Source organism: Micromonospora sp. NPDC005205, from assembly GCF_040608275.1.
Classification (GTDB): Bacteria; Actinomycetota; Actinomycetes; order Mycobacteriales; family Micromonosporaceae; genus Micromonospora.
Window position 1 is genome coordinate 310,739 of sequence record NZ_JBEXHV010000005.1, and the last position, 21,530, is coordinate 332,268.

The 21,530-nt window shown below is 72.5% G+C and carries 18 protein-coding genes and 1 pseudogene; 16 read left to right on the top strand and 3 right to left on the bottom strand.

The annotated features are described in order from the left end of the window. Positions 1–8: 8 nt before the first annotated feature. The gene (locus ABZU43_RS13035) at positions 9–368 is read left to right on the top strand and encodes a VOC family protein (RefSeq protein WP_355006722.1); all 360 of its coding nucleotides are present in this window, start codon (positions 9–11) and stop codon (positions 366–368) included. A 288-nt stretch (positions 369–656) separates the two neighbouring features. Then, positions 657–1,541 carry a hypothetical protein gene (locus tag ABZU43_RS13040; RefSeq protein WP_355006723.1) on the top strand — a complete coding sequence of 295 codons (885 nt, stop codon included), beginning with the start codon at positions 657–659 and terminating at the stop codon, positions 1,539–1,541. Positions 1,542–1,726: 185 nt separating this feature from the next. On the opposite strand, the gene ABZU43_RS13045 is transcribed toward ABZU43_RS13040, so the two are convergent. Together ABZU43_RS13045 and ABZU43_RS13050 are read right to left on the bottom strand one after the other, a co-directional pair. After that, positions 1,727–4,735 (bottom strand): hypothetical protein, encoded by a 3,009-nt coding sequence (locus tag ABZU43_RS13045; RefSeq protein ID WP_355006784.1) that lies wholly within the window; start codon positions 4,733–4,735, stop codon positions 1,727–1,729. 726 nt (positions 4,736–5,461) lie between these two features. Beyond that, positions 5,462–6,571 (bottom strand): annotated as a pseudogene (locus ABZU43_RS13050) (choice-of-anchor A family protein); the annotation flags it as partial. A 203-nt stretch (positions 6,572–6,774) separates the two neighbouring features. Here ABZU43_RS13050 and ABZU43_RS13055 point away from each other — a divergent pair. The 11 genes from ABZU43_RS13055 (at position 6,775) to ABZU43_RS13105 (ending at position 17,419) form a co-directional block, all read left to right on the top strand. Continuing rightward, positions 6,775–7,758, top strand: a complete 984-nt coding sequence (locus ABZU43_RS13055) for a zinc-binding alcohol dehydrogenase (protein ID WP_355006724.1) — start codon at positions 6,775–6,777, stop codon at positions 7,756–7,758. Positions 7,759–7,760: 2 nt separating this feature from the next. Then, positions 7,761–8,159 carry a 6-carboxytetrahydropterin synthase gene (locus ABZU43_RS13060; RefSeq protein WP_355006725.1) on the top strand — a complete coding sequence of 133 codons (399 nt, stop codon included), beginning with the start codon at positions 7,761–7,763 and terminating at the stop codon, positions 8,157–8,159. After that, positions 8,156–9,268 (top strand): glycosyltransferase family 4 protein, encoded by a 1,113-nt coding sequence (locus ABZU43_RS13065; RefSeq protein ID WP_355006726.1) that lies wholly within the window; start codon positions 8,156–8,158, stop codon positions 9,266–9,268. The genes ABZU43_RS13060 and ABZU43_RS13065 overlap by 4 nt, the downstream gene beginning before the upstream one ends. Then, positions 9,265–10,083: a class I SAM-dependent methyltransferase gene (locus ABZU43_RS13070; RefSeq protein WP_355006727.1), complete on the top strand. Its 819-nt coding sequence runs from the start codon at positions 9,265–9,267 to the stop codon at positions 10,081–10,083. The genes ABZU43_RS13065 and ABZU43_RS13070 overlap by 4 nt, the downstream gene beginning before the upstream one ends. Before the next feature lie 66 nt (positions 10,084–10,149). After that, entirely contained in the window at positions 10,150–11,088 is a 939-nt protein-coding gene (locus ABZU43_RS13075; protein WP_355006728.1) for a lysylphosphatidylglycerol synthase transmembrane domain-containing protein, read from the top strand. A 58-nt stretch (positions 11,089–11,146) separates the two neighbouring features. Further along, positions 11,147–11,848 carry a GTP cyclohydrolase II gene (gene ribA / locus ABZU43_RS13080; RefSeq protein WP_355006729.1) on the top strand — a complete coding sequence of 234 codons (702 nt, stop codon included), beginning with the start codon at positions 11,147–11,149 and terminating at the stop codon, positions 11,846–11,848. Further along, positions 11,845–12,591 (top strand): dihydrofolate reductase family protein, encoded by a 747-nt coding sequence (locus tag ABZU43_RS13085; RefSeq protein ID WP_355006730.1) that lies wholly within the window; start codon positions 11,845–11,847, stop codon positions 12,589–12,591. Before ribA ends, ABZU43_RS13085 begins: the two co-directional genes overlap by 4 nt. A gap of 83 nt (positions 12,592–12,674) precedes the next feature. Continuing rightward, positions 12,675–13,499 (top strand): TetR/AcrR family transcriptional regulator, encoded by an 825-nt coding sequence (locus tag ABZU43_RS13090; RefSeq protein ID WP_355006785.1) that lies wholly within the window; start codon positions 12,675–12,677, stop codon positions 13,497–13,499. A 10-nt stretch (positions 13,500–13,509) separates the two neighbouring features. Further along, positions 13,510–13,968 (top strand): GNAT family N-acetyltransferase, encoded by a 459-nt coding sequence (locus ABZU43_RS13095; protein ID WP_355006731.1) that lies wholly within the window; start codon positions 13,510–13,512, stop codon positions 13,966–13,968. A 102-nt stretch (positions 13,969–14,070) separates the two neighbouring features. Beyond that, entirely contained in the window at positions 14,071–16,809 is a 2,739-nt protein-coding gene (locus ABZU43_RS13100) for an Hsp70 family protein (RefSeq protein WP_355006732.1), read from the top strand. Between the two features lie 37 nt (positions 16,810–16,846). Continuing rightward, positions 16,847–17,419 (top strand): nucleosidase, encoded by a 573-nt coding sequence (locus ABZU43_RS13105; RefSeq protein WP_355006733.1) that lies wholly within the window; start codon positions 16,847–16,849, stop codon positions 17,417–17,419. A 10-nt stretch (positions 17,420–17,429) separates the two neighbouring features. On the opposite strand, the gene ABZU43_RS13110 is transcribed toward ABZU43_RS13105, so the two are convergent. Then, complete coding sequence (locus ABZU43_RS13110; protein ID WP_355006734.1) at positions 17,430–18,608, bottom strand: low temperature requirement protein A; 1,179 nt, start codon at positions 18,606–18,608, stop codon at positions 17,430–17,432. 170 nt (positions 18,609–18,778) lie between these two features. Between ABZU43_RS13110 and ABZU43_RS13115 the strand changes: the two genes are divergently transcribed. From ABZU43_RS13115 to ABZU43_RS13125, 3 genes are all read left to right on the top strand, one after another. Beyond that, positions 18,779–19,642 carry a S1 family peptidase gene (locus ABZU43_RS13115; RefSeq protein WP_355006735.1) on the top strand — a complete coding sequence of 288 codons (864 nt, stop codon included), beginning with the start codon at positions 18,779–18,781 and terminating at the stop codon, positions 19,640–19,642. An 88-nt stretch (positions 19,643–19,730) separates the two neighbouring features. After that, positions 19,731–20,756, top strand: coding sequence for a sugar kinase (locus ABZU43_RS13120; protein WP_355006736.1), 1,026 nt, complete (start codon positions 19,731–19,733; stop codon positions 20,754–20,756). A 67-nt stretch (positions 20,757–20,823) separates the two neighbouring features. Continuing rightward, positions 20,824–21,429 (top strand): bifunctional 4-hydroxy-2-oxoglutarate aldolase/2-dehydro-3-deoxy-phosphogluconate aldolase, encoded by a 606-nt coding sequence (locus ABZU43_RS13125; protein ID WP_355006737.1) that lies wholly within the window; start codon positions 20,824–20,826, stop codon positions 21,427–21,429. Positions 21,430–21,530 lie beyond the last annotated feature (101 nt).

A 21,530-nucleotide genomic window follows, 5' to 3' on the forward strand; every position in this document is an offset into this window, starting at 1 on the left:
CGGTCGCCGTGTCCGACATTCAGCGGGCCGTGGCCTTCTACGAGGGCGCGCTGGGCCTGCGGGCGTTGCGGTCCGGCCCCAGCGCCACCATCGTCGACGGCAGCCGCGTCTATGGCTCCGGTGGCGGGCCGGCGTTGAACGTGTACCAGTCGGTCACTGCCGGGAAGACCTCGGCGACGCTGGCGACGTGGTACGTCGACGACATCGACCAGATCGTCGAGGAGCTCTCCTCGTCCGGCGTCGAGTTCGTTCGCTACGAGCAGTTCGAGCACGACGCCAAGGGGATCACCGCGCGGGCCGGGGGTGGACGTATCGCGTGGTTCCAGGACCCGGACGGCATCACCTGCGCTCTCGAAGCCGACATGTGACCCCCTGCCTCGGCCTCCGCGACGTCGCGGCTGTGCGGTGTCGGAAATCAGCGTCGCCTAGCCGTAGGCAGCACTTCCGACGTTGACATCGACGTGATTCGGTGAGTGCGCCACCACAACACGTCACTGGGAGTAGAGATGACCCGGACTGTTCGGAACGGCTTTCTCGTCAGTCTGACCGCTGGCGCCCTCACCGCAACGCTGGGCCTGCCCGGCGTTGCCACTGCCGAGCCGAAGCGCTGGCCCGTCCCGGTCTGCGCGCTACGAAAACTGCCCTTACCAGCGGACATGACTGGTCGAGCTCTGACGGTCGACCCAACTGGTCGGTTCATCGCCGGCATCGGCTACCGAATCGATGACGACGATACGCAGCCGCTCCTGCTGCTCTGGGCCGGGCCGCCGCGCCGACCTGGGCCCGGCGTGGGGGACGAACCCCGCCTCACCGTCGTCACCATAGGAGCCCTGCATCAGGTCGAGAACATCAATCGGTACGGCGTTGCCGTCGGCAGTGCCTTCGTCGACAACGTCTACCGCCCGTGGCGCTACCGCAACGGGCGCCTGGAGTGGTTACCCGTCCTGCCGACGGTCTCCAACACCTTGGCGCTGGGAATCAACTCACGCGGCGACATCGTTGGCCTGGGTGCCGTCGAGCAGACCGAGACGACCCTGCCGCTGCTCTGGCCCGCCGACCGGCCGGGCACCGTCGAGGTGATCGACGCCCCGTCCAACGCCAGCGCGAGGGAGATCCTCGACGACGGCACCATCATCGGCACCGCCGGCGGCTTCGGCTGGGTACGCCATCCCGACGCAAGGACCGACCGGCTCACCGCCCCTGGGGCCCGGTGGTCGGGGATCGTCGCGGCCCGGGGGACCTGGGCAGTCGGTAGCATCGGCACGGGCAGTGAGGACGGGGACAGCGCCCTGGTGCGCTGGGACCTGCGTACTGGCGTGGCGTCCGCCGTGAACCCGGCACTGGTATCGACGCAGGACGTCAACAGTCGGGGCTCGGTGCTCGGCGACCGAGTCGTCGACCACGGCGACCGGCTCGTCGCCCTGGGCGGTGCCATCCCGGGTGTCCAAATCCCCATCGGCTGGGGGATCGCCGACAACGGCGTCGTCGTTGGCTCCATCAACGGCTCCCGACTACGCCCGGTGCGCTGGATCAACTGTTGACAACAGTCAGCACCACGGCTTGTGCCGGTCAGGCTCGTGACCTGATAAGCCTGTGCACCCGAGAAGGCGTCGGGCCAGTTCGTTGATCGCGCGTTGGAGCGAGCCCCCTGCCGTGCGGTGGTGGCGACGTGCCGCGAGGGCCGGACCGGTTCCCCTCCGGTCCGACCCCCGCGATCAGGTCCGCGTCAGGCGCGGAGTCTGCGCTGCCGGACGACCAGCAGCAGCGCCGCGCCGAGGAGCACCGCCAGCACCCCGGCACCCATCCAGAGCCCGGCCGGGAACGACGTTCCGGTAACCGGGAGCTTGCCCTTCACCGGAATGGTGATCGTGGACTCTGGTGAGATCGGCGCCGGTCCGTCCGGCGGAGTGCCGGTCGCCGTCGCGGTGTTGCGCAGCGACCCGTGGTGGTAGTCAGCCTTGCTGACCGTGTACGTCGCCGTGCAGGTCACCGCCGCACCAGCGGCAAGGGTGACGGCGCCGTTCGGCGCCCGTTCCGGACCGCAGGTGATCGGGCCGAGGTTGGCCGCCGAGGCCGGTGCGGTCAGGGCGTCGGTGATCGTCACGCCGGTCAGCGGCACCTGACCGGTGTTGGTGACCACGAACTGGAACGGCACGTGCTGCCGCGGCCGGACGATCTTGTCGGTGCTGCTCGACTTCACCACAGTGATCGCCGCGCCCCGGGTGGCCGTGACCTCGGCCGAGGCCGGCGCGGAGCGTACCGGTGCGGGTGGGTCCTGACCGGGAATGGTCGGGGGCGTGCCGGCCGCGACCGCGGTGTTGGTGATTCGGCCGGTCTCGATGTCCGCGGCGGTGACCGCGTAGGTCGACGTGCAGGTGGTGCTTTCCCCGGCGGCCAGGGTGACCGTGCCGTTGGCGACCGGCGGCGTGCCGCAGGTGATGGCCCCGGGCGTCCCGGTGCCGGAGAAGTCCGTCTCGTCGACCGTCACCGCGCTGAGCGACGTGGTGCCGGTGTTGCTCACCACGAACCGGTACGTGACCACGTCACCGGCCGCGGACACCACAGTGGGCGTCACCGACTTGGTGATGGCGATCGCCGGGTGGGGGATCGGGATGTCCACCGGCGATGGCGGGGAGACCGGCGGCGGCCCGAACGGCGGCGTACCGGTGGCAGTGGCGGCGTTGCGCAGCGACGAGCCGGTGAAGTCCTCCGCGGTCACCGTGTAGGTCGTCCGGCACTGGATGGAGGCGCCCGGCGACAACGTCACCGCGCCGTTCGGAATGTTCTCTGGACCACAGGTGATCGGCCCGAGGACACCGCGCTCGGACGGCGGCAGCACAGTGTCGTTGACTGTGACGTTGGTGAGGGTGAAGCCGCCCGTGTTGACGACCAGGAAGGTGTACGGCACCTGCTGACCCGGCGCGGTGATCGCCACCGTGGTGGTCGACTTGATCACCTCGATGTTGGCGACGAGCCCGGACTGCGGGATGGTCAGTGACGACGGCGGCGAGTCGACAGGCGTACCCCCGCCCGGCGGTGTGCCGTGCGCGGAGGCGACGTTCGTGACGCCGTCGTTGTCGAGGTCGGCCTGGGTGACCGTGTAGGTGGCGGTGCAGGTGGTGCTCGCCCCAGGGGCGAGGGTGGTGGCGGCGCAGGTGATCGGGCCGAGGTTGGCGTTCGACGACGGCGGGGTCTGCACGTCGGTCACGTTGACGTTGGTCAGCGTCAGCCCACCGTTGTTGACCACGTGGAACCGGTACGGAACCTGCTGCCCCGCGGTATTGATCAACACGGTGGTGGAGGTCTTCACCACCTGGATGCTGGCGACGATCCCCGCGTCCGGGATGGTCAGTGTCGCCGGCGCGGAGTCGATGGGCGTCTCACTGCCGGGCGGTGTGCCGTGTGCGGTGGCGACGTCGGTGACCCCGTTGTTGTCGAGGTCGGCCTGGGTGACGGTGTAGGTGGCGGTGCAGGTGGTGTTGGCGCCGGGAGCGAGGGTGGTGGCGGCGCAGGTGATCGGCCCCAGGTCGGCGTTCGACGACGGCGGGGTCTGCACGTCTGTCACGTTCACGTCGGACAGCGTCACGGTGCCGGTGTTGGCCACCAGGAACCGGTAGGGCACCTGCTGCCCGACCGTGGTGATCGAGACCGTGGTGGACGACTTCAGCAGCGAGATCGACTGGATCACGTCTGCCGCCGGGATGGTCAGCGTCGAGGGTGCCGAGTCGATCGGGTTGTCACCGCCGGCCGGTGTGCCGTGTGCGGTGGCGACGTTGGTGACCTCGTCGTTGTCGAGGTCGGCCTGGGTGACGGTGTAGGTGGCGGTGCAGGTGGTGTTCGCGCCCGGTGCCAGGGTGGTGGCGGCGCAGGTGATCGGGCCGAGGTTGGCGTTCGACGACGGCGGGGTCTGCACGTCTGTCACGTTCACGCCGTTGAGCGTCACGCCGCCGGTGTTGGCGACCAGGAACCGGTAGGGCACCTGCTGGCCGACGCTGCTGATCTGCGTGGTGGTGGACGACTTCACCAGTGAGATGCCGGGGACGACCACGTCGCTCGGAATCGTCAGCGTCGCGGGCGGCGACTGCACGGGCGGCCGACCGCCGGGCGGTGTTCCCTGCGCTGTCGCGCTGTCCCGGACCGAGCCGAAGTCCAGGTCGGCCTGGGTGACGGTGTAGGAGGCGGTGCAGGTGGTGGTGGCGCCGGGCGCGAGGGTGGTGGCGGCGCAGGTGATGGGGCCGAGGTTGGCGTTCGACGACGGCGGGGTCTGCACATCTGTCACGGTCACGCCGGTGAGGGTGAACCCGCCGGTGTTGACCACGTCGAACCGGTACGGGACCTGCTGCCCGACAGCGGTGATCGACGTGGTGGTGGACGACTTCAGGATCGCGATGGAGGCGACCAGACCGCTTTCCGGAATGGTCAGCGTCGCTGGCGTCGAGTCGACAGGGGCGCCACTGGGCGGTGTGCCGTGCGCGGTGGCGACGTTGGTGACGCCGTCGTTGTCCAGGTCGGCCTGGGTGACGATGTAGGTGGCTGTGCACAGGGTCTGCGCGCCGGGAGCGAGAGTGGTGGCGGCGCAGGTGATGGGGCCGAGGTTGGCGTTCGACGACGGCGGGGTCTGCACGTCGGTCACGTTGACGCCGGTGAGGGTGAACCCGCCGGTGTTCAGCACGTGGAACTGGTACGGCACCTGTTGGCCGACAGCAGTGATTGACGTGGTGGTCGAGGTCTTCATGATGGCGATCGACGCGAGCAGGCCGGCCTCGGGGATGGTCAGCGTCGAGGGCGGCGACGTGACCGGCGTACCGCCACCGGGCGGGGTGCCCCGCGCGGTGGCGACGTTGGTTACCCCGTCGTTGTCGAGGTCGGCCTGGGTGACGGTGTAGGTGGCGGTGCAGGTGGTGCTCGTGCCGGGGGCGAGGGTGGTGACCGGGCAGGTGATGGGGCCGAGGTTGGCGTTCGACGACGGCGGGGTCTGCACGTCGGTGACGGCGACGTTGGTAAGGGTCAGTCCGCCGGTGTTGGCGACCAGGAACCGGTACTGCACCTGCTGCCCGACCGTGGTGATCGACGTGGTGGTGGACGACTTGACCACTGTGACGGCGGCGGTGAGCGCCTGCGCCGGGATGGTCAGGGAGTTCGGGTCGGAGACGACCGGCGGACCGGTGGGTGGGCTGCCCTGTGCGGTGGCGACGTTGGTGACCCCGCCGTTGTCCAGGTCGGCCTGGGTGACGGTGTAGGTGGCTGTGCAGGCGGTCTGCGCTCCGGGCGCCAGTGTGGTGGCGGCGCAGGTGATCGGGCCGAGGTTGGTGTTCGACGACGGTGGTGTCTGCACGTCGGTGACGGAGATGGTGGTCAGCGGGACGCCGCCGGTGTTGACCACGTGGAAGGAGTACGGCACCTGCTGGCCGACGCTGGTGATCAGCGTGGTGGTCGACGACTTGATCAGGGCGATGTCGGCCGGGGTGGCGCCCTCGCAGGCGAGCGTGGTGCTGAACGGGAAGTAGTGGATCTCGCCGCCGCGGTGGTCCAGCGTACGGGTGATGACGCTGCCCTCGGTGTTGCTGGAGGAGAGGTCGGTGAGGCTGGCGTTGGGGGCGTAGATGGTGCCTTCGACGGTGGCGGCGTTCGGGGTGAGGGTGAGCGCGGTGGCGGTCGGGAAGTTGAACAGGACGTAGCGCGCCTGCGGCCCGCCAATCCCGGCGAAGTTCGGGGCGGTCCAGGCGAAGGTGTTGCCGACGCCGCTGGTGTCCACGTTGACCAGCAGTGGCGTGGCGGCGGTCGGCTGGCTCGCGAAGGTCAGGATCTGGATGTTGGCCAGGTCGGCGGCGCTCAGGTTGAGCACGTTCGTCACGCCCGGGGTCAACGTGACGACGGCGTTGCTGCCCGGCGGGATCGGTCGGGGCAGCACGTCACCGTTCGGCGTCCGCAGCACGACCGTGTTGTCGCAGGTGGCGAGGCCGGCCGTGGTGCTCCGGAAGGCGGTGAACGCGCCGGCGAAGTTGATCGGCGAGGTCGGCCCGACGCTGGGGACCGGCTGCCGGGTGACCAGCTCCACCCGGGGCGAGGCGTCGTAGTCGTTCGTCGGCAGGATCCGGGTGTTGACCTGGGCGCCGTTGTTGTCGGTGTTTCGGACGACGGTGCCGGTCAGGTTGCCGACCTTGGCGTAGCCGTTGGAGAGCACCTGCAGACGGCTGCCGCCGACGCTGCCGGCGAAGTCGACCCGTCCACCCACGACCAGGGCGCTGGGGTTGGCGTCGCCGGGCACCACGAACGATCCGGCTGTCGCCCCGGCGAGCTGGTAGTTGCCGAAGGTGAGGTCACCGCCGACGGCGAGGGTTCCCTCGTTCTCGTCGTTGTTCACAGTGGCGTTGCCCTCGGTCATCACACCGAAGCTCAGCGCCTCGGCGACCGGGTCGACCGGCCCGATTGCCTCGTCGACGGCGGCCAGCACCGGGTTGATCCGGTCGGGGCCGGCCGGCACCAGCAGACTGTTGAGCGCCAACACACCCGCGACAGCTGTCAGCGCCGCCGCCCGTGACCTGCGGCTACCCCACCACGAAATCCTCATCACGCCCCCGTTGGTTCGAATGTGCCAGGGGAGCTTATAGGGACAAAAACACCGCTATGCCGCTTTTGTCCGAATGGCAGATGCGGTGGGCGAGCTTCGAACTGTGCGTACCGAAGTTCCGTGTTTATGATCGACAACCCCCGACCGGGGACCCCGACACGGCCGATCGATTCGGCCCCGGAGCAGAGCTGAGGTGCGCGACGGTGATCCGCGAGGCGTACGCCTGCTGGGTGCGCGAACCCGGCGTGGCCGAGATCCAGCCGGTGTCGCTGACCGCCCCGGGCCCCGACGAGGTGCTGGTTAGGGCCCGCTACTCCGGGGTCAGCCGGGGCACCGAGACGCTGGTATTCGCCGGCCGGGTGCCCGCCGACCAGTACGCCTCGATGCGCGCGCCGTTTCAGGAGGGCGAGTTCCCCGGCCCGGTGAAGTACGGCTACCTCAGCGTCGGCGTGGTCGAGCAGGGCCCGCCGGAACTGCTCGGGCGGACGGTGTTCTGCCTGCACCCGCACCAGAGCGCGTACGTCGTGCCGGTGAGTGCCGTGGTGCCGGTGCCGGAGGGGGTGCCGGCCGCCCGAGCGGTGCTCGCCGGCACTGTGGAGACCGCTGTCAATGCCCTGTGGGACGCGGCGCCGTTGGTCGGCGACCGGGTCACCGTGATCGGCGCGGGCATGGTGGGCTGCTGCGTCGCGGCGCTGCTGGCCCGGTTCCCCGGCGTGCAGGTCGAGTTGGTCGACACCGACGCGCGCCGGGCCGGCGTGGCCGGGGCGCTCGGCGTCGACTTCGCCAACCCGTCCGACGCCCGCGGTGACCGGGACCTGGTCGTGCACGCCAGCGCCACCGCCGCCGGCCTGCAACAGTCGCTGGACCTGCTCGCGCCGGAGGGCACCGTCATCGAGTTGAGCTGGTACGGCGACCGCCCGGTGCAGGTGTCACTGGGCGGCTCGTTCCACTCCGGTCGACTCAGCGTGCGCAGCAGTCAGGTCGGCATGGTGGCACCCGCCCGACGAGGACGGCGCAGTTACGCCGACCGGCTGGCGCTCGCCCTGGACCTGCTCGACGACCCGGCCTTCGACGCGTTGATCACCGGCGCGTCGCGCTTCGCGGAGCTGCCCGACGTGCTCGCCAGACTGACCTCGGGCGACCTGCCCGCGCTCTGCCACCTCATCACCTACGAAGACGGAGAGTGACCGTGTTCAGCGTGACCGTTCGGGATCACATGATGATTGCCCACAGTTTCCGAGGCGAGGTGTTCGGACCGGCCCAACGCCTGCACGGCGCGACGTTCGTGGTGGACGCGACGTTCCGCCGGCCCGACCTGGACGCCGACGGCATCGTGGTGGACATCGGCCTGGCCACCGAGCAGCTGCGGGCCGTGCTGGCCGAGCTGACCTACCGCAACCTCGATGACGAGGCGGCCTTCGCCGGGGTGAACACCACAACGGAGGTGCTGGCCCGTACCGTCGCGGACCGGCTGGTCGATCGGGTGCACGCCGGTGAGCTGGGCGCGGGGGCACGCGACCTGACCGGTATCACGATCACCCTGCACGAGTCGCACATCGCCTGGGCCAGCTACGAACGGTCGCTGTGACCGACGCGGGCCGGGCGCAGCCGCTCGACCGGCCCGGAGGGCCCGGTGGCGCCCCGGACCTCGGCCAGCGCCGCCGCACGGTCCACGTCGTCCTGCCCGGTGACATCGACGACCCGGCCACGCCCAGCGGGGGCAACACCTACGACCGGCGGATCTGTGCGGGGCTCGGCGAGCGCGGCTGGGCGGTGCGTGAGCACGCGGTGCCCGGGGCGTGGCCGCACCCCGATCCGGTCGACCGGGCGGCGCTGGCGGCTCTGCTGGCCGCCGCGCCTGACGACGCCGTGGTGCTGCTCGACGGCCTGATCGCCTCGGCCGTGCCGGACCTGCTCGCCCCGCACGCCCGCCGGCTGCGCCTGGTCGTCCTCGTGCACATGCCGCTCGACGACGAGGCCGAGGCGCGAGCGCTGGCCACCGCGCGGGCCGTCGTCGCCACCAGCGAGTGGACCCGTCGCCGCCTGCTGCTCCGCCATCCGCTGCCCGCCGACCGCGTTCGGGTCGCGCCGCCGGGGGTGACGCCGGCGCCGCCGGTGCCCCCCGGCTCGGCCACCGGTGACCGGCTGCTCTGCGTGGCCGCGGTCACCCGCCACAAGGGCCACGACGTGCTGGTCGACGCCCTGTGCGTCCTGGCCGAGACGCCCTGGACGCTGGTCTGCGCCGGCACGCTGACCCGGGAGCCCGAGCTGGTGCACCGGCTGCGCGACCGGCTCGTCGGCGCGGGCCTCGCCGACCGGGTCCGGCTGACCGGCCCGCTGACCGGGGCGGCGCTCGACGCCGCGTACGCCGACGCCGACCTGCTGGTGCTGCCGTCGCGGGGCGAGACGTACGGCATGGTCGTCACCGAGGCGCTGGCCCGTGGCCTGCCGGTGCTGGGCACCCAGGTGGGCGGCCTACCGGAGGCACTCGGCCGTGCCCCCGACGGCGACCTGCCGGGGCTGCTGGTCCCGGCGGACGATCCGGCCGCGCTGGCCGGCGCGCTGAGCTGGTGGCTGGGCGACGACGCGCTGCGCGCCCGGCTGCGGCGCGCCGCTCTCGCCCGGCGCGACACCCTGACCGACTGGCCGGTGACGACCGCGCTGCTGGCCGAGGTGCTGAAGGAGGTGGCGGAATGACCGCCGAGGAGACCCTGCCGTTCGCCGACTGGCTGCGGTTGCGTGAACCGGCCGACGCGGCGGCGCGCGCCGAGGACCTGCTGGATGCCGTCCGGGCCCGGCTGACCGGTGACGGTCCCACGGTGATCCACGACCTGGGCAGTGGCACCGGCTCGATGAGCCGCTGGCTGGCCGCCCGGTTGTCCGGCCCGCAGCACTGGATCCTGCATGACCGGGACGCCGACCTGCTGGCCCGCGCCGCCGAGGGCATGACCGGCGTGACCGCCGCCGACGGTGCCCCGGTAACCGTCCACACCCGCTGCGGCGACCTCACCCGGCTGACCGCCGCCGACCTCGCGGACGGTTCCCTGGTCACCGCGTCCGCGCTGCTGGACATGCTCACCGCGGAGGAGGTCGAGCGGGTGGTGGCGGCGTGTGTCGGCCGGCCGGCCCTGTTCGCCATCTCGGTGACCGGGCAGGTCCGGTTCACCCCGGCCGACCCACTCGACGAGGCGGTCGAGGCCGCGTTCAACGACCACCAGCGGCGTACCGTCGAGGGCCGGCGGCTGCTCGGCCCCGATGCCGTCGCCGCCACCGCCGCCGCGTTCGCCCGGCGCGGCGTCGACGTGCGGGAACGGCCCAGCCCGTGGCGTCTCGGCCCGGAGCAGGCCGACCTGATCGCCGAATGGTTCCGAGGATGGCTCGCGGCCGCCTGCGAGCAGCGCCCCGACCTGGCCGGACCCGCCCAGGCGTACGCCCGCCGTCGGCTGGCCGACGCCGCGGCCGGCCGGCTCACGGTGCTCGTCGAACACACTGACCTCCTCGTGGGTGGATGAACCGTTCACACCCTGGGTACGTGCACTAGGGCAAGTGGACGATCTTCAAAGGGGAGGCCGGCGCCGATGTTCTGGGCCTGGGCACGAGTGGTCGGCGGGGTGGGTCTGCTCGCCGTCCTGCTGTGGCAGGTGGGCAGCGGCCCGTTCCTCGCCGGGGTACGACTGATCGACGCGCCAGCGTTGGCTGCGGCGCTGGTCATCGGGGTGCTCACCACGGTCTGCGCGGCGTGGCGATGGAGTCTGGTCGCCGGCGGTCTCGGCGTACGCCTGCCACTGGCGACCGCTGTGGCGCACTGCTACCGGGCCGTCTTCCTCAACGCCACACTGCCCGGCGGGGTGCTCGGCGACGTGCACCGCGCGGTACGCCACGGCCGCGACGCCGGTGACGTCAGCCGGGGCATCCGCGCGGTGGTCTGGGAACGTGCCGCCGGGCAGGTGGTCCTGGTCGGGGTTGCTTTGGTGGTGCTCGCCGCCTTTCCGTCCCCGGTCCGCGCGTACCTGCCGGTCGCCGCCGCGTTGCTCGTCGCCGGTGGGCTGGCCGTCGTGCTGTTGGCCCGGCTCCTCCCGAACGGTGGCGGGTCGCGCTGGGCGACGGCACTGCGCACCGCCGTGGCGGACGTACGGTCGGGGCTGCTGGCGCGGCGCACCTGGTTCGGTGTGCTGGTCGCCTCGGCCGTGATGGTCGCCGGTCACCTGGCCACCTTCCTGGTGGCGGCGCGCACCGCCGGATCGGACGCCCCGCTGTCCCGCCTGCTGCCGTTGACGTTGCTCGCCCTGCTCGCGATGGGCCTACCTTTGAACGTGGCCGGTTTCGGGCCGCGAGAGGGGGTGGCGGCATGGGTGTTCGGCGCGGCCGGCCTCAGCGCGGCCGAGGGCGTCGCCACCGCCACCGTCTACGGCGCGCTGATCCTGGTGGCCAGTCTGCCCGGGGCTGCGGTGTTGCTGGCCCGTCGACGTCGAATTCCGGTCGCCGCCCGGGAAGCCGCCTCCGGCGGCGGATGTTGAGTCGGTTGTGAGACGGTACGCGTCGCCGGAGGACGGTGGCGCCGGACAAAGGAGTCCCATGCCCGAAGCATTGCCCGTTGCCACGATCCGCACGCAGGTCACGGTGCCGCTGGCGTTCCCGGACGGCTACACCACGACGGCCCGGGTGTTCACCTTCAAAGGCCTGGTGGACGGTCGGGAGCACCTGGCCCTCGGCCTCGGCGACTGGTCGGGCGCCCTGGACCGGCTCGCCACCGGGGGAGCAGCCCCACTGGTCCGCCCGCACAGCGAGTGCCTGACCGGCGACGTGTTCGGCAGCCAACGCTGCGACTGCGGGCCGCAACTGCGCGAGGCGGTGCAGCGGATCGCCGAGACCGGCGGTTTCCTGCTCTACCTCCGTCAGGAGGGCCGGGGCATCGGCCTGTACGCCAAACTCGACGCGTACGCGTTGCAGGACGCCGGGTTGGACACCTACCAGGCCAACGTCGCGCTGGGCCGGGGCGAGGACGAGCGGGACTACACCGTCGCCGCGCAGATGCTTGCCACGTTGGGTGTGCCGCGGGTCCGACTGCTCAGCAGCAATCCGGACAAGGCCGAGCAGTTGACCCGGTTGGGCGTGGACGTGGCCGAACGGGTGCTCACCAGCGTCTTCCTCTCGCCGGCCAACGCGGGCTACCTGGCGGCCAAGGCCGCGAAGGCGGCGGAGGTCGAGGCGGCCGAGGCGGCCGAGGCGGCGGATGTGCTCGCGGGTCGTACTCCTGAGCGGCCCGTCTCCCGATGAGTTGGCGGCCGGGGCCCACGCGGCCGTACGTGCTGTTGAGTTGTGCCGCCTCCATCGACGGGTACATCGATGATGCCTCCGAGCAGCGGTTACTGCTGTCCAACGAGGAGGACCTGGACCGCGTCGACGCGGTTCGGGCCAGCTGCGACGCCATTCTGGTCGGCGCCGGCACCGTCCGACGAGACGACCCTCGACTGCTGGTGCGCTCGCCAAGCCGCCGCGACGAGCGGGTGGCGGCCGGTCGGCCCGCCTCACCCACCAAGGTCACCCTGACCGCGCAGGGTGACCTCGACCCGACCGCCCGCTTCTTCACCGCCGGTGATTCGGCCCGGCTCGTCTACTGCGCCACGGGCGCGCTGGAGAAGACCGATGAGCGGGTCGGCCGGCTGGCCACCGTGATCGACGCGGGTGAGCCTGTCGACCCGGGGTGGCTGCTGACCGACCTGGCCGCGCGGGGCGTGAAGCGGTTGATGGTGGAGGGCGGTGGGACGGTGCACGCCCAGTTCCTCGCCGCCGGTCTCGCCGACGAACTGCACCTGGTGGTGGCCCCGTTCTTCGTCGGTGACGGTCGGGCGCCCCGGTTCGTGGGGGAGGGCAGCTTTCCCTGGCACCCGGGTCGACGTGCCCGCCTGGCCGAGGCCCGTCAGATCGGCGACGTGGTGCTGCTCCGCTACGCCCTCTCCGACCGCTGCCCCGCCGACCCACCACCCGCCCTGCCGGTTGATCATGAGGTTGGCGGCTGATCCGATCTCCGCAGCGCCCGCCAACCTCATGATCGACCCGGCGGGCCGCGCCGACGAGCTAGCCTCGTAGCGCGTTGCGCGAGATGGGAGGCGGCGTGCTCGGTGACCGGTGTGTCGAGTGCGAGGCCGAACTGCCCGTCGGCCCCGGCCGGGGGCGCCCGCGCCGCTACTGCTCCCGGAGCTGTCAGGCTCGCGCGTACCGGAGACGTCGCGAGCACGGCCCCACCAGCGGCCCGCGTCGGATTTGGGACCTGCCCGCGCCGACCGGCGGCGACCCGCGCCACCGGTTGGTCGCCCTCGCGGTCGAGCTGGCGGACGCCGGCGGCCTGGACGCCGTCTCGCTGCGGGTCCTCGCCCAACGCGCCGGCCTGCCCGCCCACGGCGTGTACCGGCACGTCCGGAACCGGGCCGACCTCCTCGCCGCGATGGCCGAGCAGATCACCGCCACTCACCCGCCCGGCACCGAGCCACCACCGCGCGATCCGCGCCAACGGCTCGAACGGTTGGCCGGGGACGAGTGGGCGATGTACCGCCGCCATCCCTGGCTGCTGGCCATCCTCGCCACCGACCGGCCGCCGACCGGGCCGGCGGTACTCGCCATGGTCGACCGGGTGGTGGCGGCGTTCACCAGCGCCGGATATGCACCGGTCGAGGCGTTCCGCGCCTACCTGGCGCTCAGCGGCTACGTCCAGGGCATGGCCCTGCTCATTCGGCGTGACCCCGGGGACACCACCTACCACGCCTGGTGGTCGGCGACCCGCACCCGGCTGGAGCGGACCGGCCGTACCCGGGACCGACAGTGGCTGGCCGCGGCCGGGCAGACCAGACCCGACACCGACCTGGACACCTGGTTCCAGTTCGGTCTGCGCGGTCTGCTCGACGGCCTGCTGCTCAGCCCCGCTCGGTAGGCTGACCGGCGTGCCGCGACTGGAGACGATCACTCAGGACAATGTGGAGGCCGCCTGCCGGGTGAGCGTGCGGCCCGACCAGGAGAAGTTCTCGTCTCCGGTCGCCTGGTCCCTCGCCGAGGCGTACGTGCGGCCCGAGATCGCGTGGCCGCGTCTGATCGTCGAGGATGACGAGACCGTCGGCTTCCTGATGGGCTTCTTCGACGTCGTGTGGGATCCGGCCCAGTCGGACGACAGGCGCTCCGGGCTGTGGCGGCTGAACATCGCCGCCGAGCACCAGGGCCGGGGGTACGGCCGCTTCGCGGTACAGGCCGTCCGCGACGAGGCCCGCCGACGTGGGCACGACCGCGTCTACACGACGTGGAAGCCGGGGCCGGACGGCCCGGAGCAGTTCTACCTGAAACTCGGGTTCCAGCTCACTGGGGAGACCAGCGAGGACGAGGTGGTGGGCGTCCACTCCACCCACTGACCGGACGCCGTCGACCACCCCGGACCGAGTGATCAGCGGTGCGGCGGGGCCTGCGTACGATGCGGGGTCGAGTTCCCCTCGTCGCGGCGGAGGTATCGGGCAATGGCAGGCCAGCACGAGGGTTTCGCCCTCGGCATCGACCTCGGCACGTCCAACACTGTGGCGGTGCTGCGCTGGCCGGACGGGCGGACCCGTCCGCTGCTGATGGACGGTCAACCGCTCAGTCCGTCCGCCGTCTACGCCGACCCGGACGGCACCCTGCACACCGGCTGGGACGCCCGCCGGTTGGCGCAGGCCGACCCGGCCCGGTTCGAGGCGAACCCCAAGCGTCGGGTGGACGAGCCGACAGTGCAGCTCGGCGACCGCGCGTACCCGCCGGCCGAGCTGCTCGCCGCGGTGCTGGCGGCGGTCGGCCGGGCGGCGGTGAACGCTGTGGGTTTCCTGCCGCCGGCAGTGGTCACCTGCCCGGCCGCCTGGGACGCGACGCGGCGGCAGGTCCTCGCCGACGCGCTGCTGCGGGCGGGCTGGCCGCAGGCGGCAGAGCACACCCTCGCCGGTCCGACGCCGCCCGGCACCCGGCTGCTGCGGGAGCCGGTGGCCGCCGCCCGGTACTACACGCAGGTTCTGCACCGTCCGGTGCCGGTCGGCGGGGCGATCGCGGTGTTCGACTTCGGTGGCGGGACGCTCGACGTCGCCGTGCTGCGCAACGAGGGCGCGGACCCCTGGGGCGACTCAGGCTTCAGCGTGGTCGCCGACGGTGGCCTGCCCGACCTGGGCGGTCTGGACCTCGACGCCGCGCTGGTACGGCGGGTCGGCGAGTTGGTCGGTGAGCGGCACGCCGGGCAGTGGGCCCGGCTCACCCGACCGGCGGATCCGGCGCAGCGCCGCGACCAGGTCCGGCTCACAGACGAGGTACGTGGGGCGAAGGAAACCCTGTCCCGGTCTTCCGTCGCCCCGGTCGCGGTGCCGGGAGTGGCCGAGACGATCCAGCTGACCCGGGCGGACGTCGAGCGGGTGGCCACGCCGCTGCTGCGCCGGGCGGTGCAGCGGGCCCGGGAGGTCATCGCCGCCGCCGGGCTGCGACCCGATCAGCTCGACGGGCTGTTCCTCGTGGGCGGGTCGTCACGGATCCCGCTGGTGGCCCGCATGCTCCACGCCGAGCTGGGGATCGCGCCGACGGTGCTGGACCAGCCCGAGTTGCCGGTGGCCGAGGGTGCCCTGACCGACCTGCCGCTGCGCAAGTCGCTCCCCGCCCCGGCGTACGCGGGACCGCCGCTCGCACCACCCGCGCCGGCCCCGGTGAGCCCGCCCGCGCCACGTCCCGTCAGCCCGCCGATGCCGAGCCCCGTCAGCCCGCCCGCCCCGGCCGGAGCCCCCGCGCCGGTCGTACCGTCGCAGCCCTGGCCGGGATCCACCCCGCCGGCGGGCTCGCCCCCGGGGTCGGGCCTGGCCGGCGCCACCCCGACCCCGCCGGCCGGCGCGACCCGCTGGCCTCGGGCGCGCTGGGTGGTGTTCGGCGCGGTGCTGGCCCTGGCCGGGGTGGCCACCGCGGCGACGCTCTACCTGACCTGGGACCGCTACCCGGACCTGGAGTTCGCCTCGCTGCGCGAGCTGCCCCGAGTGTCAGCCGGCACCGAACGGCCGCTCGACATGTGGACGGCGGTGCTCGACGACCGGGCCTACCTGGCGTTTGCGCTGCCGGACGACCGGCTGGAGGTGGTGGCCGTCGACGCGGGCAACGGCCGCGAGTTGTGGCGCGAGCAGACCGACGTGCGGGCCAACGACTGGGAGGCGATCATTGCCGTTCCCGGGGCGGTCGCGGTCCTCGCCGACGCGCCGGGCGACAGCACCCCCCGACCGCTGGCCGTTCTCGACGGCCGCACCGGCGAGCAGCGCTGGCAGCGCGTTCTGCGTGGTGACGACGACGTCTACTTCGCCGACGACACGGCGGTGCTGGTGGACCGGACCGCCGACGAACTGGTCGGTCTGCGCCTGACCAACGGCTCGGCGAAGTGGACCGAGCCCAACCCCCGCGGCCAGTACGCCGGTGGCCGTACCGTGGTCCGACCGGTCGGCACCGACGCGGCGGCGGGCGGGCCGGCCTTCCTCGACGGCACGCCCCGCAACCCGTGGACGAGCAAGGGGCGGCGACTCGTCCAGGTGGGTGCGGACCGGTCGGTGCGGCTGCTCGACATGGCATCCGGCGCCGTGCTGCGCCAGTGGGGCAGCGTCGCCGACCTCGACGACCTGGTGGTCGCCCACGAGGACCGCCTGTACGTGGCCGCCAACGAGGGTGGTTACCAGCTGCTCGCGTACGACCTGAACTCCGACGCCGAGCCGGTGGTGCTGCACCGCTCCGGCAACGACGAGTACCGCCCGAAGGAACTGGTGGCCTGCGGTGAGCGGCGAGCCTGCCTGTTGCAGGTGCCGAACAATGACGTCGCGCGCACCGAGGTGGTGGCGGTCACCGAGGGTGAGCGCATGATCCGCTGGCCGGCGCCGGGCGTGACCGGTCTGGTCCCGTTGGGTGAGCAGGTGCTCGCCCAACGGGAGCTGCCGGAGCCGACCGTCACCGTCTTCGACGCCGCCGGCAAGCCGGTGCTGCGGGACCGGGGCGGGGTGGCGGTCCGCCTGGACGCGGGCAACCTGCTGGTCTTCGCCAAGGCGCCCAGCGTGGTCGCGGACAACCGGGTGCTGGCCGGGGTATGGGCCGAGTCCGGGGAGGTCGACGAGTTGGGTGAGCTGAAGGACGTGCGCAGCTCCTCCTGCTCGTGGAACACCCGCGTGATCGCCTGCGGCGCGGAGAAGGACTTCGTGCTGTACCGCTTCACCGACGACTGACGTCGACGGCCCACCGGTCGGCTCGTACGATGCTCCGGTGAATCTTCGAGGTACGGTCCGCGCCGATCGTCCGCTGGTGGTTCTTGCCGTGGGGGAGGAGGCCCGCTACCTGCCGCCCGAGCTGCCGGTCCTGCTCACCGGCATGGGCAAGGTGAACGCCGCCAGCGCGGTGGCCGCGGTGCTGGCCGCGGGTCCGCGCCCCGCCCTGGTGCTCAACCTGGGTACGGCGGGCGCGTTGCGCCCCGGGTTGGCCGGCATCCACGAGGTCGCCACAGTGCTCCAGCACGACCTGGACACCGACCTGCTGCGCACGCTCACCGGCGAGACCTACGGGGCGCCGCTGTCGTTGGCCGCCGAGGGCGCGGTGCTCGCGACCGGTGACACCTTCGTGGCCGATGACGCGGAGCGGGACCGGTTGGCGCAGCGCGCCGACCTGGTCGACATGGAGGGGTACGCGGTGGCGTGGGCCGCGGCGCAGGCCGGCGTGCCGTGCCGGCTGGTCAAGCAGGTCAGCGACGAGGCGGGCGACGCCGCGGCCCGGAGCTGGCAGGAGTCGGTGGACGCGTGCGCCCGGGACCTCGCCGAGTGGGCCGCCCGACACGTCGCCTGAGTGAGCAGGGTCAGTCGGCGGATTGTCGAAACCGCAGGCCCGGCGTGGTCTCCCGGGCCGCTCCAGGGAGCAGGACGTGAGCCGTCAGCCCCAGCGCCACGACCACGGTGACCAGCACCGGTGGCCAGTGGCCGGCCCAGGGCAGCACCAGCAGCGGCGCGATCAGGCAGCTCATCCGCCACCACGGCACCTTCGTCGACACCAGCAGGGTGAACAGCGCGCGGCCGACCACGAACAGGATCGGACCGCCGATGATCAGCAGGAGCCACCGCGCCGGTGTCGTCCCGGTCGGCTGCGAGACGACCAGGTCGAACGCCGCCGCCGTGCCGACCACGCCGGCCAGCATCACCAGATGGGTGTACGGGGCCACCCGCGCCGGCCGGCCCGCCCTCGCCCCGGCTTCCAGCAACTCGCCGGCCCGGAAGACGTAGACCTGCCACATCAGCAGCATGAGGCCGAAGGCGCAGAACAACGCGGTGACCCGGACGCCGTCGAGATCGGTGCGGCTGACCCGCATGGTGGGCACCAGGATGATGTCGCCGAGGGCCAGGATCACGAACTGCTGGTACCGCTCGCCCAGGTGCCCGGTGGTCCGCTCGTACTGGTCGATCGGCACCCGGCCCAGCCGGGGTGTCGGGTAGCGGGCCGCCGCGGAGAGCAGGTCGATCGCGATGGCGATGGTCCAGAGCGGCCAGTTCACGTCGCCGGTCACCCCGCCGGTGATCCAGAAGACGCCGGACACCACGAACCAGAACAGGAACCGGGTGGCCCGGATCGTGGCCGCCCGGTGGCGCTGCCGCAGCAGCGTCGTGATCAGGATGATCCCGCGAGAAACGTGCGTACCGACGTACGCGACCGCGAAGATCAACGCGTGCCCGTCGGTGACCATGGGCAGGGACGCCGCCATCCCCACCGAGCCGACCATGGCGATCATCAGGATGGCCTGGATGGGGCGTTGCTGCGGGTCGTAGAACTCGGTGGTGGTGGCGGTGACCGACCAGGTCCACCAGATGGCCGTCAACATCAGCAGCACCTTCGCGCCGCCGGACCAGGAAAGGGCCTCGGTCAACAGCGTCGAGGTCAGCGCGAGGGCCGCCACGAAGACCACGTCGAAGAGCAACTCCAGCAAGGTGGCCCGGGTCGACCCGTCCGGCCGGCGTACCAGTGCCGCGGTGCCTCCGGTGCTCATGCCCGGCCTCCCGCCGTGTCTTCGAGGATTATCGGCGGTGCCGGCGCGGCCCGTCCCCGGATCGACGATTCCCGCCGGTCGGGGAAGCGGGCGGCCGGAGGTTGCCAGGGCGTCGGAGGCCGGGCGATGCTTGACCGCATCCAATAGTCTCGATCTCTTCGGAGGTTCGGATGCGCCGCTCCCCGCTGGTCGCCCTCGTCCTGACCGCCCTGCTGCTCGTCGCTCCTGGCGCGGCGCAGGCCGCCGTCCCCGACCGGGCCGCCGCGCCCGCCGCCGATCCGACGGCCACGCTGACCGGGGTACGCACCGCGGGCACCGCCTGGGGTCTCGACCCCGCCACCGGTCGGATGACCCTCACCGTCGACGACACAGTGGCCCCCAGCGAGGTGGCCGCGCTGCGGTTGGTGACCGACCGGGCCGGCGTGCTGCTGCGCCGCGAACCCGGAACCCTGCGCCCGCTGATCGCCGGCGGGCAGGGCATCTACGGCGGGGGTGGCGCGCGCTGCTCGCTCGGCGCGAACGCGCGCAGCGGCAGCACCTACTACGTGATCACCGCCGGGCACTGCACCACCGCCGCCGCCACCTGGTACACCGACAGCGCCCAGACCACGGTGCTCGGCACCCGCACCGCAACCAGCTACCCCACCAACGACTACGGGCTGATCCGCTACACCGGCCGGATCGCCCACCCGAGCGCGGTCTACACCTACCCCGGCCTGGTGACCATCAATGGCCCCGGCAGCGCGTACATCGGTCAGGCGGTGTGCCGCAGTGGCAGCACCACCGGCGTGCGCTGCGGCACCGTCACCGGTCTCAACCAGACCGTCAACTACGCCACCGGCGTGATCTACGGCCTGATCCGCACCAACATCTGCGCCGAACCGGGGGACAGCGGCGGACCGCTCTACGTGGCCTCCACCGGCAAAATCCTCGGCATCCTCTCCGGCGGCACCGGCAACTGCACTGCCGGCGGCACCACCTACTACCAGCCGATCGCGGAGGTGTTGGCCGCGTACGGGCTGACGTTGCCCTGACCGGTGTGACGTATGACGGGTTGCCCGTCCCGCGCGGGACACCTAGGCTCGGCGACGCCCAGCACCCCGCCGCGAGGACGTGTGCCCGATGCCGACCGCCCCCCGACCTGACCAGCCGACTGTTCCGGCCGGCCTTCCATCGATCGAGGTGGTCGCCGTGGGGGAGACGATGGTGGTGCTCTGCCCCGCGCCGGGAGAGCCGCTGGAGCGCGCCGAGCGGGTCGCCGTCTCGGTCGGTGGGGCCGAGTCCAACGTGGCCGGTTACCTGGCCCGCCTGGGACACGTGACGACCTGGGTGAGCCGGGTCGGCGACGACCCTTTCGGTCGGGCCGTCGTCCGGCACGTCGCCGCCGCCGGCGTCCGCGTCGACCAGGTCTGCGTGGACCCGACCGCCCCCACCGGCCTGTACGTCAAGGACCCCGGTCCGCAGGGGACCGCCGTGCACTACTACCGGGCCGGTTCGGCGGCTGCCCGGATGGACCCTGCCACGCTGGCCGACCCGGCGCTGGCCGGTGCCCGGGTGCTGCACCTGTCCGGAATCACCCCGGCGCTCTCCGCGTCCTGCCGGGCGCTTGTCGAGCACGCGGTGACCGACCGGCCGCTGGCGCAGGCGTTGGTCAGCTTCGACGTCAACCACCGGGCCCGACTGTGGTCCGCCGAGCAGGCCGCACCGGTGCTACGCGACCTCGCCAACCGCTGCGACCTCGTCTTCGTCGGGCAGGACGAGGCGGAGACCCTCTGGGGCACCACCGACCCGACCGCCGTACGCGAGTTGTTGCCCGATCCGCAGACGGTGGTGGTCAAGGACGGCGCGGTGGGCGCCACCGCACTGGTCCGCGACGCCGAACCGGTCTTCGTGTCCGCGCCCCGGGTGACAGTGGTGGAGCCGGTCGGCGCCGGAGACGCGTTCGCCGCCGGTTACCTCGCCGGGCTGCTACGCGACCTCGACCCGGTGCGGCGGCTGCGCCTCGGCCACCTCGTCGCGGCCCAGGCGTTGACGAGCAGCGGCGACAACGCCCCCGTACCGCCGTGGACCTGGTTCGAGAAACTCGTCGACGCCCCCGCCGACGCCTGGTCGCCGCTCGACCTGACCCAGCCGGGGGCGACGACCTGAGCCGGGCCGCCGGGTTGCGACCCGACCAGCAGCAACAGTCCCACCGCGACATCGGATGGAGTGCACCATGACCACACCGGACTTCGATCACATCTTCGGCGGCGCCCGGGTGATGGCGATCCTGCGCGGCCTGCCGGTCGCCGAGACCGTTCGGCTCGCCGAGCGCGCCTGGGACCTCGGCATCGACGTGGTGGAGGTTCCGGTGGCCACCGCCGACGCGGTGCCGGCGCTGCGGGCCGCCGTCGAGGCGGGGGCCGAGCGCGACCGGATCGTCGGTGCCGGCACCGTGCTCGACGTCGAACAGGTCGCCGCGGCGGCCGACGCGGGCGCCCGGTTCACCGTCGCGCCCGGCCTGGACCTCGCGGTCGCCGACGCCGCCGCCGCACGTGGCCTGCCGCACCTGCCCGGCGTGGCCACCCCGACCGAGGCCCAGCAGGCACTGCGGCACGGCCTCACCTGGCTCAAGGCGTTCCCCGCGATCGCCCTCGGGCCGGCCTGGTTCAAGGCCGTCGCCGGCCCGCTGCCGCAGTTGCGCTTCGTCGCCACCGGCGGCCTGGACGCCAGCAACGCCGGCGCGTTCCTGCAAGCGGGCGTACGCGTGGTGGCCGTCGGCTCCGCCCTCTCCGACCCCACCCAGCTAGACGCCCTAGCCAAACTGACCCGCCCCGCCTAACCTCCCAACCCCAACCTTTCCCCCTCCCTCCCTCCCTCCCTCCCTCGCCCTCGCGCCCCCTCCATCCCGGCGTCGATCTTGCACTTACGGTTGCCGGTGCG

Excerpts from the sequence above, each read along its gene's own strand:
- ABZU43_RS13040 (WP_355006723.1), top strand. The coding sequence starts at position 657 with ATGACTGGTCGAGCTCTGACGGTCGACCCAACTGGTCGGTTCATCGCC.
- ABZU43_RS13045 (WP_355006784.1), bottom strand. The coding sequence starts at position 4,735 with ATGAAGACCTCGACCACCACGTCAATCACTGCTGTCGGCCAACAGGTG.
- ABZU43_RS13070 (WP_355006727.1), top strand. The coding sequence starts at position 9,265 with ATGACCGCCGAGGAGACCCTGCCGTTCGCCGACTGGCTGCGGTTGCGT.
- ABZU43_RS13075 (WP_355006728.1), top strand. The coding sequence starts at position 10,150 with ATGTTCTGGGCCTGGGCACGAGTGGTCGGCGGGGTGGGTCTGCTCGCC.
- ribA (WP_355006729.1), top strand. The coding sequence starts at position 11,147 with ATGCCCGAAGCATTGCCCGTTGCCACGATCCGCACGCAGGTCACGGTG.
- ABZU43_RS13085 (WP_355006730.1), top strand. The coding sequence starts at position 11,845 with ATGAGTTGGCGGCCGGGGCCCACGCGGCCGTACGTGCTGTTGAGTTGT.
- ABZU43_RS13090 (WP_355006785.1), top strand. The coding sequence starts at position 12,675 with ATGGGAGGCGGCGTGCTCGGTGACCGGTGTGTCGAGTGCGAGGCCGAA.
- ABZU43_RS13100 (WP_355006732.1), top strand. The coding sequence starts at position 14,071 with ATGGCAGGCCAGCACGAGGGTTTCGCCCTCGGCATCGACCTCGGCACG.
- ABZU43_RS13110 (WP_355006734.1), bottom strand. The coding sequence starts at position 18,608 with ATGAGCACCGGAGGCACCGCGGCACTGGTACGCCGGCCGGACGGGTCG.
- ABZU43_RS13115 (WP_355006735.1), top strand. The coding sequence starts at position 18,779 with ATGCGCCGCTCCCCGCTGGTCGCCCTCGTCCTGACCGCCCTGCTGCTC.
- ABZU43_RS13120 (WP_355006736.1), top strand. The coding sequence starts at position 19,731 with ATGCCGACCGCCCCCCGACCTGACCAGCCGACTGTTCCGGCCGGCCTT.
- ABZU43_RS13125 (WP_355006737.1), top strand. The coding sequence starts at position 20,824 with ATGACCACACCGGACTTCGATCACATCTTCGGCGGCGCCCGGGTGATG.